The organism is Flavobacterium sp. UBA7663 (genome assembly GCF_002483315.1).
In the GTDB taxonomy this organism is placed as follows: Bacteria; Bacteroidota; Bacteroidia; order Flavobacteriales; family Flavobacteriaceae; genus Flavobacterium.
In genome coordinates, this window is record NZ_DLHR01000012.1 from 207,994 (window position 1) to 218,349 (window position 10,356).

The window sequence follows — 10,356 nt, forward strand, 5'->3', positions numbered from 1 at the left end:
AATTAGATCAAAATCAATAAGTTACATACAATAAGTGTTGTTTTAAATTAATGAGATGTGTAATTAATTAATTTTCAAATCGATAGCTTCATCAAAAAATATCTACAATAAAACAAATTTAGAATTGAAGAATAAAAATTCCTACATTTGCCCTAGAAATGAAAACACAAAAGCAACATATTAGTCTAAATTTATATCGCTCAGAGATAGATTTTCCTATGGAGATTAATGGACGTTATATGTGTTTTTATGAAGAATAGTTATTGTTTTTAGTAAAATTACACAAAAATATACGAAACGTCCTTTGTAAAAAGGGCGTTTTTTTGTTTTATGAATGATTGAAAATAGGGTTTTAGATGCTGAAATCGAAGATTCAACGAAGTTAATCGAGTTCAGCATGACAGAAATAGAAAAAAAAGTAAAAAAATATTTTATGATAAAACGAAATAGTAAAAAATAAGGGTAAATGCGTAACCAAATGAGAGACAGTTATTTGAAAAATCCAAAGTATCTGTTGAAAAACGGACAGGATTTGCACTGTCTAAATTTAAGCGTAACTATCTGAAAATCAATAAAATAATTTTTAAAAAGATTTGGAAGTTACTTTTTTTTGACTTTATCTTTGCCACAGAAAATTTCAAGTTTCAAGTTTAAATAAGATATAAAATGAAAACACGATATAATAATATTCAAAAACTAAATACGACGACAATGATAGATTGTTTAAATCCTTCACTTAGTGTAGCTCCGAATTATGATTTCGGATGTAAGAATAAACAGGTGCATACTAATAGGCATTTGGGATAGTAGTATTCCATTGTTATGATATGAAGCACCTTTTATGAGGTGCTTTTTTTATGCCCAAAAAATACTGATTCTGTAGCTCAAGGGTAGAGCAGTGAGCTGTTAACTCAAAGGTTGTAAGTTCTCCCGATAGCTATCGGGATTACCAGAATCGCAACTGATTTTGTAGCTCAATTGGAAAGAGTATTTGCCTACGAAGCAAAGGGTTGAAGGTTCGAATCCTTCCAAAATCACATGAGTTCTTTAGAAAGGAACAAGGCTTATTGGTCCCGATAATTATCGGGATTCCCGACTGTCTCTCGGGAAATTGAATATTCATTCAAAATAAGCCTTAATGTATGGAAGTACGCCAAAGTAGGAGAGTTGGGGCGGTCTGTAAAACCGTTGTCTTATGACTGAGTAGGTTCGAATCCTACTACTTCCACAAAATTAATTTGTAATGTAATTGGTTAGCATAAGAGATTTTGATTCTCTCAGTTCAGGTTTAAGTCCTGACAAATTAACAAAGCAAGAATGGCGAAACGGGTAGACGCGTCAGATTTAGAATCTGATTTTTGAGAGTTCGATTCTCTCTTCCTGTAGTATTGGAGCAGTGGTGTACATTTTGTCTGGAGATATGAAAGAAATTATGAATCAGGTATTGGTAGCAGAGAAAAAAGCACAAGCCAACAGTATTATGAGACGGGAAGAAACAGCTGCGATGCGTAGCATATTGAATACCGCTAAATTAATGGAAGAAAACGAAATGTTGTGGAAATTAAAAGAGATGGAATACGTAGAAAAAATTGCAGATCGTATTGGTGAAATCACCATTTCAGGAAGTGGTAACGTAATCAGTCAATTGAAAGACATTTTCGTTAAATAATCAAAACCTCGGAATTCATTTTTCGAGGTTTTTAAAAACTAAGAAAAATGAAAGAAAATGATAATAACGATATGATAATGACGTTGATAAAAATCGCTATCATGTTTATAAAAATCGCAATGGTGTTGAGCCAATTGGATTGAAAATAACTGAAAAAAAGAAGCTACATTGTCTCGTACCAACTAAATTTGGAATGGATAATTGCTTCTTTTTCTTTTTTTAAATAATCTAAATAGGCTAGGGCTGCAGGGTTGTGATTTTTACCTTTTACCCAAATTAAACTCCAATCAGTTTTTATTGGCAATCCTTTTAACGGAATAATTTGTAAGTCCTTGTTTTGTATCTCTTTACGAATGCCAATTAAAGGCATGATTGAATATCCTAATCCTGCTATAATGGCTTGCTTTACGGCTTCATTTGAGGTTAATTCCATTCGTTTACTAATCTTAAAATCTTGTTGCACAATGAAACGTTCCATGGTTTGGCGTGTTCCAGAACCGTTTTCTCTAAACAATAACGGACGGTTTTGTAGTATATCTTCAATTTTCTTTTTCTTAGTAAAATCCTCTTCCATATTTCCCACTAAAAACAGCTTATTTTGCATCAAATCTATTTTTTCTACTTTCATTTTATCGGGAAGTATCGAAACCAAAGCAAAATCTACTTCATTGTTTTGCAGACTTTTCACCACTTTATTTTTATTGGTCACATCCATTTCTAATTCAACACCTGGATGCATTTTTAAAAAATCAGCTAAGAAGTAAGGCATTACATATTTCCCTGTTGATACAACCGAGATTTTTATTTTACCAAATAACTGTCCTTTATATGCTAACGTTTTATAATCAATGGTGCTGACTTGTTGTAATATTTGTTCGGCAGCTTCTGCAATTTCTTTACCAAAATCGGTTACATAAATCTTTCTTCCTACAACTTCAGTTAAAGGAATTTCAAATTGATCTTGAAAATTTTTTAATTGAATTGATACCGCTGGTTGGGTCAAATGTAGTTCCTCAGAAGCTTTGGTAACACTTTGGTTTTGTACTACTTTCAAGAAAATTCGTAATTGGTTTAAAGTGTAATTCATAAAAATAATTTATATAATGTATAGCAAAGATAAATAAAAATATATGAATTTTAATTCTAAAATTTGCATCTGAAATTAAATCATAAGTTAAAAATCCTAACGATGAAAAAAATAACAATACAACTTGCTTTGATTTTTTGTGTGATTGTCGAATCGGTTTTGATTTTTAAAATGATGGCATCACCTGAGATTATCTACCAAGAGCTTTATGCTGGATTAGCCATTTTAGTACTGCTAACCATAATTCGTTTAATACATAATTTAACAGACATTACTTATGGAAACCCTGAAGAAAATTAATTTGATTAATGGCGAATTTAATTCGTTTGAAGCGCGTGAAATCTTAATGGACATGTGCAATAAAAATATCAATTTTAATAAGGTTCAAAATTTTAGTTCCCAAATTCGTTTTGGTGAAGATGATGAAAAAGCCCTTCATCGAATAGATCAATTAAGAGAAAGTGTAACTTATATTTCTGAAATTTTAGAAGAGGCGAAAGCACATAATAGAAAACTTAAAATAAAATCGTTTATCGAAATCGATTATGAAGACTAATACCGATTTTTTTTCTGGGCGACGTTTGCTCATCGTGACGAAACATCAAAAGGAGGAGGTCATTGCCCCTTTACTTGAAGAAGCTCTCGGAGTAACTTGTTTTGTTTCGAAAGACTTTGACACGGATAGTTTAGGTACTTTTTCAGGAGAGATCGCTAGAAAAGATGATGCTTTAACAACGCTCAGAAAAAAGTGTTGGGAAGGAATTCAAGCAGAAGGATTTGATTTAGCAGTGGCCACTGAAGGTTCGTTTGGAAATCATCCCACTGTATTTTTTGCACCTGCGAATGACGAGTTAATCATGCTAATAGACCAAAAGCATAACCTCGAAATTGTGGAGCGCGTCTTAAGTATGGAAACCAATTTTGATAGTTCGGAAATTCATACTCGAGACGAATTAAAAGCCTTTTTAGACAAAGCTCTATTTCCTTCTCATGGCGTTATTTTGAAAAATGCTTCTGAGAATTGGACTAAAATTCATAAAGGTATTACCGATTATGATTCGGTAGAAACCCTATTTGATGAAATAGTTGCTTCTAGTAATTCGTGTTTCATTGAAACGGATATGCGTGCTATGTTCAATCCAACTAGAATTAAAATTATAAAGGAAGTTAGCTTAAAGTTAATAAAAAAGGTACAATCGGTTTGTCCCGAATGCCTATATCCCGGCTTTGGCGTGGTTGGTGCCGAAGCCGGCTTGATATGTAGTAGTTGTTCTATGCCGACTCGTTCCACATCAGCACATATTTACCAATGTCAACATTGCAATTACAAATCGAAAGTTTTATATCCGAACGGAAAGAAAACGGAAGACCCAATGTATTGTGATTTTTGTAACCCATAAAAAAATGATAAGTAAAGATATTAGTTTAGCTGTTCAGCATCTCAATCAAAACGGCATCATAGGTTTTCCAACAGAAACCGTTTATGGATTGGCAGGAAACGCATTTGAAACCGAAGCCATTCACAAAATATTTGATGTAAAAAAGCGTCCTACTTTTAATCCTTTAATTATTCATATTAAAGGAATTGAGGATTTGGTACATGTAGCGCAAGAAATTCCACCAATAGCTTATGAATTGGCTAATGCTTTTTGGCCAGGTCCATTGACATTCATCTTAAAAAAGCAACCTCATATTCCAAATTTGGTAACTGCCAATCAAGATACAGTAGCGGTACGTGTTCCCAATCATCCAGTAGCTATAGCACTTTTGAATCAGTTAGATTTTCCTTTGGTAGCTCCGAGTGCGAATCCTTTTACTAGAATAAGTCCAACAAGCGCTGAACATGTTGAAAATTACTTTGGAAATCAAATCAATATGGTTTTAGATGGCGGCGAATGTACGGCTGGAATAGAATCTACAATTATTGGATTTGAAAATAATAGAGTAGTAGTGTATCGCTTGGGAGCATTAGCTTTAGAAGAAATTGAAAAAGTTTCAGGAAGTGTGACATTATTTAACAAAAAAGAAAAGAAACCAATCGCTCCTGGAATGTTACTGAAACATTACGCTCCAAAAACCGATTTTATTATAACTCGAAATATTCAAGAAGAGTTGGATTGGTATTCTGGACAAAAGATTGGATTACTTTTATTTGATTCATATTTACCTGATTTTGATATTGATAATCAAATCGTTTTATCGGAGGAAAGCGATTTAAAAATTGCGGCTTCCAAATTATACGACGCGATGCATAAATTAGATAAAATGAATTTGGATTTAATCATTGCAGAACGCTTACCTGAATATGGATTAGGAGTTTCTATCAACGATAGATTAGAACGCGCTTCAAAAAAAATAGAAATACAATTAACGTCATAACAACACAAAATGGATTTTAGCTTATTATTTGAAAATTTAACTAACCCAGCTTTACTTTATTTTATCTTAGGAATTATTGCAGTTAGCTTAAAAAGTGATTTAGAAATTCCTAATAATTCGTCTAAATTCATTTCTTTATACTTACTGTTTGCCATTGGATTTAAAGGAGGTCAAGAATTATCGCATGAAACAATCAACAGTGAAATTATTTGGTCAATGTTATTCGGAATTTCGATTGCGATAATTATTCCTTTATACACCTTCTTTATTCTAAAACGCAAGTTAAATGTATATGATGCTGGAGCCATTGCTGCAGCTTATGGTTCAATTAGTGCCGTAACTTTTGTAACTGCTGTTTCCTATTTAGAATCACATCAATTGGAACTTCACGGTTATATGGTAGCTATTATGGCGCTCATGGAATCACCAGCTATTATTGTGGGATTGGTATTAATATCGATTTTTAATAAAGAAAAAACGCAAAAAATCAATAAAACTGAAATTTTACGTCATTCGTTTACCAATGGAAGCGTGTTGTTGATTTTGGGAAGTTTGATTATTGGTTATCTTACAAGTGCCAAAGAAGCACAAGGAATTCAACCTTTTACTAATGATTTGTTTAAAGGATTTTTAGCTATTTTCTTATTAGATATGGGAATTACAAGCGGAAAAAAATTGAAATCCTTCTTTGCTCATGGATGGTTTCCGTTTGCTTTTGCCTTATTAATTCCGTTAGTGAATGGAGGTATTTTTGCCTGGTTGAGTGGATTTGTTACGGATGATGTATCTAATCGCTTCATTTTTGCCATTCTTGCAGCAAGTGCTTCTTATATTGCTGTTCCTGCGGCTATGAAAATAACGGTTCCTAAAGCTAATCCAGGTTTGTTTTTACCCATGGCTTTAGCCATAACATTTCCTGTTAATATTACCATTGGAATGCCTATATACTTTTACATAGCTCAACATTTTTAAATTTTAGATACTTTTCAAGGATTAAAATAGATTTAAAGTTTTTTTATTTGATTGAAAACCTTAAATTCGATAAACTTTAAACTAAATTTTATGAACTCAGAAAACAATGTGGTGGTTTCTTATGCAACCGATGCGGATAGAGCTACTTTTTTTAAAAAGACGTATAGTCATGTTGCTTACGCTATTTTAGCTTTTATGCTAGTAGAATCAATTTTATTACGAATTGTTCCTATGGATTGGATATTAGCTATGATGGGTGGGAAATTCGTTTGGTTGTTTATTTTAGGATTATTTTGGTTAGGTTCAACCTTATCAGACCGATTGGTTTTTCATCCTGATAGAGATAAACAATATTTAGGTTTAGGATTATACGTATTATTAGAAGCCATTATTTTCTTACCAATGATTGCTATTGCCGTTTTATATTCGGGTGGCGAAATGATTATGCAAGCAGCTATCATTACTTTATTCATGTTTTCTGGATTAACCGCTGTTGTTTTTATGACAAAAACGGACTTTTCTTTTTTAAGAACTGTAATAACTATTGGTGGTTTTGTAGCGTTAGGAGTAATTGTTGTAGGTGCAATTTTTGGATTTAACTTAGGATTATGGTTTTCTGTTGGGATGGTTGTATTGGCTTCGGCAAGTATTTTATACCAAACTAGTCAAATTAAAGACCAATTCGGTACAGATCAATACGTGGGAGCTTCATTACAATTGTTTGCTTCGATTATGTTATTGTTCTGGTATATTTTAAGAATATTAATGAGTAGAAAATAATTGATTTCAATTAATATTATAAAACCCTGAAAATTTCAATTTCAGGGTTTTTCGTTTTTTATTCTTTATGAACATCTTTGAATTGCAGCATTTCAAATAATCGTTGTTCTTTTTCATTGTCAAATCCACACGTTGATTTGAATTCTTTTGGATTTTCATAAGTTCCAAAAAGCATATCCCACCAAACGATATCGCCATAATTATTCGTATGCTTATTGTATTCGTGGTGAATTCTGTGCATTTCTGGTCGTTGAAAAATATACCCAACCCATTGTGGCGTTTTTACATTAGTATGATAAAAGAATTCACCCAAAGCTGTAAATAGTGTATAAACAGCGCCAGCTTCAACATCTAATCCTAAAGTAGTAAATACTAATAGACTTCCAATAATTGAATTTACAGTCATTTCCAGAGGATGCTTATAAAATGAAGTAATAACTTCTAAACGTTGTGGACTATGATGAATTTGGTGAAAATGCGTCCATAAATAATCGATTTTGTGTCTCCATCTGTGCCACCAATAAAAGATAAATGTTGCAATAAAGTAGGCGATAAGTCCGCCTAAAAATGGGTTTACATGATTTGAAAGATGGAATAAGGAATATTGTGAAAGCCAAATTTCCCAAGTATAACCTGCTAAAGTCACAACACCTAATTGAATAAAGTTTACTGCTAAAACTCTGATAGTCCAAGTAGGAACTTCTGGTAATTTCCAACCAGGAATTAATCGCTCTAATAAAAAGCAACCTCCAAAAACGATAAAGATGATAGTAAGCGTCATAGTAATTTTTTTAATTGATTTCTAAACCAAAATTACTATCCACTAAAGATACAATTGATGCACCTAAGTTAATAAATGCGTTTTCGGATGCGGCTTAACGATTGTGGTTTTACTCCAACGTAGGAAGCAATTAAATATTGAGGAATACGTTGGGTCAAATCCTTGTAATGTTCCAAAAAATAGCGATAACGATCTTCTGGATTATAACGATGAACGGTCAACAATTGATTCACCATGATAATAAATCGATGCTCAATGATGATTCTCCCTAATAAATTGGCATTTTTTGAAATCTTATAAAGTTCTTGTAATTTATCATAATCAATAACTAAAAATTCACAATCCTCTAATGCTTGAATATTTTGTATTGACGGTTCTTTAGCAATAAAACTTCCATAATCTGCAACAAATTCGCCTTCTTTGGTAAATTCCAAAGTTGCTTCTTCATCATTTCTAAAAACGTAATAGCGAACCAATCCTTTACACAAAAAACCAAGTTTAGTACATACTTCTGTAGCTTGTAAAAAGTGTTCATTCTTTTTCAATTTGTAAGGTTTGAATGCATCTAAGAACAATTGTTCTTCATGGGCTTCTAAATTAGTAATCTGTTTTAATGTTTGTAAAAGAATATCAGAATTTTGCATAAAGTCTTTGAAGTTGAATTGAGAAATACTTTTTTAATTGTTTTCACGTTTCATAAAAGTATGAAAAAGTTTATAATTATTCTTGCGATTCTGTTTTTTAGTTGCCAATCCAACGAAACCCAAAAGTTAACTGTTGGCATTCAACCTTATGGCATGTTTCCAGGGGATAAAGCTGATACTATCGCTAAGACAATTGCCGATTTTTATCAGATTGAAACTGTTGTTCTTCCTTCCAAAGAATTATATAAAGAAGCTTTTACGGAAGTTAAATCTCCAAGATATCGAGCAGATAAAATAATTAATTTACAAAAAAAGAATAAAGTAGATACATTAGATTTTGTTTTAGGTTTAACTGCAAAAGATATTTCCGTAACCAAAAAAGACAAATGGGGAAAAATAAAAACCCCAACTTACAAATATGCCGATTGGGGAATTATGGGTTTGGCGTATTGCCCAGGAAATAGCTGTATTGTTTCTACTTTTCGTATTCAACATTCTAATCCAAAAACGCATTTTACACGTTTTAAGAAAGTTGCAGTTCATGAATTTGGGCATAATTTAGGATTACCTCATTGTTCTGACAAAACTTGCGTTATGACTGATGCTGTAGAAAGCGTGAAAACTATTGATAATGCTAAATTAGCGTTATGCAATAAATGCAAATCTATGTTAAATTGAAGCCAGTCATTTTACTTATCACCTAAAAGAATAAGTAGCCTTTATTTTAATAAAATTTTCGCTTTTACAACAAATAGTGCTCATTTTTGATTTGTTTTAAGAGATTTATAGTTTTGATTTTCAATTTTTCAAACTTTTCTCAAACACTTTTCTCCCGTTTGTACTAAAAATTATCACACTTATCCTTTCCATAAGTCAACTATTAAGTTGCCCTACTAATTTGTTTTTTGAAGAAGGTTTTTCAATAGTTTTAACAAATAATATTTAAGAGTTTAAATACAAATTTTTAAGATTTTTATTCTTCTTATGTTTTTAAATTTAAAAAAAGAGTAAAGATTGAAAAACCTCAAAAACAAAACAATATGGAAAAATTATTTCTCATTGGAGCATGTTTGGCACTTAGTCAAGTTAACGCTCAAGAGTCTGTTTTATCATCAGGAGGAAATTCCTCTGGAAGTAGCGGCAATGTAAGTTATTCGGTAGGACAGATTTTTTACAAAACAGTTGATGGAACTACAGTTTATTTATCACAAGGAGTAGAGCAACCATTTGAAATTCAAGTCGTTTTAGGTTCAGATAATTTTAATATTAGTTTAGAATTATCTGTATATCCTAATCCAACAACTGATATAATTTACTTGAAAGTAAAGGAATCTAGCTTTGAATCCCTACAATATCAACTATTTGACATGAATGGACGATTCATTGAGAATAGTAAAATCCATGAAAATTTAACAATAATTCAAATGGATAAATATCCTGAGGCAATTTACTTGTTGAAAGTTATAGATAAAGGAAAAGAGGTGAAAACTTTTAAAGTTATAAAAAAATTAACCAATTAAATTAATAAATTATGAGAAAAATATACTTTTTAGCATTGCTGTTATTTGTATCAATTTCAGCATTTTCACAGAATCAGAATTCTATGAGTTACCAAGCGGTAATTCGAAATTCATCAAATAATTTGATTACCAACCAAGTTGTTGGAATGAAAATTAGTATTTTACAAGGCGCTTCAAATGGTACAGAGGTTTATGCAGAAACGCAAACACCAACTTCAAACCTAAACGGATTAATTACATTAGAAATTGGAAACGGAACCGTAATTACAGGTTCTTACAATACGATAAATTGGGCTAATGGACCTTATTTTGTAAAAACTGAAACCGATCCAACAGGAGGAAACTCATATACAATTGTTGGTGTTTCTCAATTATTAAGTGTTCCTTATGCGCTTTATGCTTTAAATTCAGGAAGTTCAATTGCTGGTCCTCAAGGTCCAGCTGGATTAAATGGAGCAGACGGAATAAATGGATTAGACGGAGCAACAGGTCCAATGGGCCCTCAAGGTCCAGCTGGATTAAAC

Annotated in this window: 11 protein-coding genes, 3 tRNA genes and 2 pseudogenes; 13 read left to right on the forward strand and 3 right to left on the reverse strand. The window is 31.9% G+C overall.

Annotated features, from left to right (window positions below; genetic code table 11):
- Nucleotides 1-873: 873 nt before the first annotated feature.
- From B2741_RS03665 to B2741_RS03680, 4 genes and pseudogenes are all read left to right on the forward strand, one after another.
- A tRNA-Asn gene (locus tag B2741_RS03665) sits at nt 874-952 on the forward strand.
- A gap of 11 nt (nt 953-963) precedes the next feature.
- A tRNA-Arg gene (locus B2741_RS03670) sits at nt 964-1,037 on the forward strand.
- Nucleotides 1,038-1,311: 274 nt separating this feature from the next.
- Nucleotides 1,312-1,385 (forward strand) — tRNA-Leu (locus tag B2741_RS03675).
- 20 nt (nt 1,386-1,405) lie between these two features.
- Nucleotides 1,406-1,669 (forward strand): annotated as a pseudogene (locus B2741_RS03680) (slipin family protein); the annotation flags it as partial.
- Nucleotides 1,670-1,832: 163 nt separating this feature from the next.
- Here the strand turns inward: B2741_RS03680 and B2741_RS03685 are convergent.
- Nucleotides 1,833-2,756, reverse strand: a complete 924-nt coding sequence (locus B2741_RS03685; RefSeq protein ID WP_291135550.1) for a LysR family transcriptional regulator — start codon at nt 2,754-2,756, stop codon at nt 1,833-1,835.
- 102 nt (nt 2,757-2,858) lie between these two features.
- Here B2741_RS03685 and B2741_RS03690 point away from each other — a divergent pair, with 102 nt between their 5' ends.
- The 6 genes from B2741_RS03690 to B2741_RS03715 all read left to right on the forward strand — a co-directional run bounded on the left by B2741_RS03690 (nt 2,859) and on the right by B2741_RS03715 (nt 6,887).
- Nucleotides 2,859-3,056, forward strand: coding sequence for a hypothetical protein (locus tag B2741_RS03690; protein ID WP_291135552.1), 198 nt, complete (start codon nt 2,859-2,861; stop codon nt 3,054-3,056).
- Entirely contained in the window at nt 3,034-3,312 is a 279-nt protein-coding gene (locus B2741_RS03695) for a hypothetical protein (protein ID WP_291135554.1), read from the forward strand. Before B2741_RS03690 ends, B2741_RS03695 begins: the two co-directional genes overlap by 23 nt.
- Nucleotides 3,302-4,156 carry a DUF6671 family protein gene (locus B2741_RS03700; protein WP_291135556.1) on the forward strand — a complete coding sequence of 285 codons (855 nt, stop codon included), beginning with the start codon at nt 3,302-3,304 and terminating at the stop codon, nt 4,154-4,156. Before B2741_RS03695 ends, B2741_RS03700 begins: the two co-directional genes overlap by 11 nt.
- A gap of 4 nt (nt 4,157-4,160) precedes the next feature.
- Nucleotides 4,161-5,135: an L-threonylcarbamoyladenylate synthase gene (locus tag B2741_RS03705; RefSeq protein ID WP_291135558.1), complete on the forward strand. Its 975-nt coding sequence runs from the start codon at nt 4,161-4,163 to the stop codon at nt 5,133-5,135.
- 9 nt (nt 5,136-5,144) lie between these two features.
- Nucleotides 5,145-6,107 carry a sodium-dependent bicarbonate transport family permease gene (locus B2741_RS03710; RefSeq protein ID WP_291135560.1) on the forward strand — a complete coding sequence of 321 codons (963 nt, stop codon included), beginning with the start codon at nt 5,145-5,147 and terminating at the stop codon, nt 6,105-6,107.
- Between the two features lie 90 nt (nt 6,108-6,197).
- On the forward strand, nt 6,198-6,887 hold the full coding sequence (locus tag B2741_RS03715; protein ID WP_291135562.1) for a Bax inhibitor-1/YccA family protein: 690 nt from the start codon (nt 6,198-6,200) through the stop codon (nt 6,885-6,887).
- 58 nt (nt 6,888-6,945) lie between these two features.
- On the opposite strand, the gene B2741_RS03720 is transcribed toward B2741_RS03715, so the two are convergent.
- Complete coding sequence (locus tag B2741_RS03720) at nt 6,946-7,668, reverse strand: sterol desaturase family protein (protein ID WP_133606973.1); 723 nt, start codon at nt 7,666-7,668, stop codon at nt 6,946-6,948.
- A 68-nt stretch (nt 7,669-7,736) separates the two neighbouring features.
- Entirely contained in the window at nt 7,737-8,312 is a 576-nt protein-coding gene (locus tag B2741_RS03725; RefSeq protein WP_264369405.1) for a Crp/Fnr family transcriptional regulator, read from the reverse strand.
- Nucleotides 8,313-8,372: 60 nt separating this feature from the next.
- Between B2741_RS03725 and B2741_RS03730 the strand changes: the two genes are divergently transcribed.
- The 3 genes and pseudogenes from B2741_RS03730 to B2741_RS03740 form a co-directional block, all read left to right on the forward strand.
- On the forward strand, nt 8,373-8,990 hold the full coding sequence (locus B2741_RS03730) for a matrixin family metalloprotease (protein ID WP_291135567.1): 618 nt from the start codon (nt 8,373-8,375) through the stop codon (nt 8,988-8,990).
- A gap of 362 nt (nt 8,991-9,352) precedes the next feature.
- On the forward strand, nt 9,353-9,832 hold the full coding sequence (locus B2741_RS03735; protein WP_291135569.1) for a T9SS type A sorting domain-containing protein: 480 nt from the start codon (nt 9,353-9,355) through the stop codon (nt 9,830-9,832).
- An 11-nt stretch (nt 9,833-9,843) separates the two neighbouring features.
- A pseudogene (locus tag B2741_RS03740) lies at nt 9,844-10,356 on the forward strand (hypothetical protein); the annotation flags it as partial.

Excerpts from the sequence above, each read along its gene's own strand:
- B2741_RS03690 (WP_291135552.1), top strand. The coding sequence starts at position 2,859 with ATGAAAAAAATAACAATACAACTTGCTTTGATTTTTTGTGTGATTGTC.
- B2741_RS03700 (WP_291135556.1), top strand. The coding sequence starts at position 3,302 with ATGAAGACTAATACCGATTTTTTTTCTGGGCGACGTTTGCTCATCGTG.
- B2741_RS03725 (WP_264369405.1), bottom strand. The coding sequence starts at position 8,312 with ATGCAAAATTCTGATATTCTTTTACAAACATTAAAACAGATTACTAAT.
- B2741_RS03720 (WP_133606973.1), bottom strand. The coding sequence starts at position 7,668 with ATGACGCTTACTATCATCTTTATCGTTTTTGGAGGTTGCTTTTTATTA.
- B2741_RS03735 (WP_291135569.1), top strand. The coding sequence starts at position 9,353 with ATGGAAAAATTATTTCTCATTGGAGCATGTTTGGCACTTAGTCAAGTT.
- B2741_RS03710 (WP_291135560.1), top strand. The coding sequence starts at position 5,145 with ATGGATTTTAGCTTATTATTTGAAAATTTAACTAACCCAGCTTTACTT.
- B2741_RS03685 (WP_291135550.1), bottom strand. The coding sequence starts at position 2,756 with ATGAATTACACTTTAAACCAATTACGAATTTTCTTGAAAGTAGTACAA.
- B2741_RS03695 (WP_291135554.1), top strand. The coding sequence starts at position 3,034 with ATGGAAACCCTGAAGAAAATTAATTTGATTAATGGCGAATTTAATTCG.
- B2741_RS03730 (WP_291135567.1), top strand. The coding sequence starts at position 8,373 with ATGAAAAAGTTTATAATTATTCTTGCGATTCTGTTTTTTAGTTGCCAA.
- B2741_RS03715 (WP_291135562.1), top strand. The coding sequence starts at position 6,198 with ATGAACTCAGAAAACAATGTGGTGGTTTCTTATGCAACCGATGCGGAT.
- B2741_RS03705 (WP_291135558.1), top strand. The coding sequence starts at position 4,161 with ATGATAAGTAAAGATATTAGTTTAGCTGTTCAGCATCTCAATCAAAAC.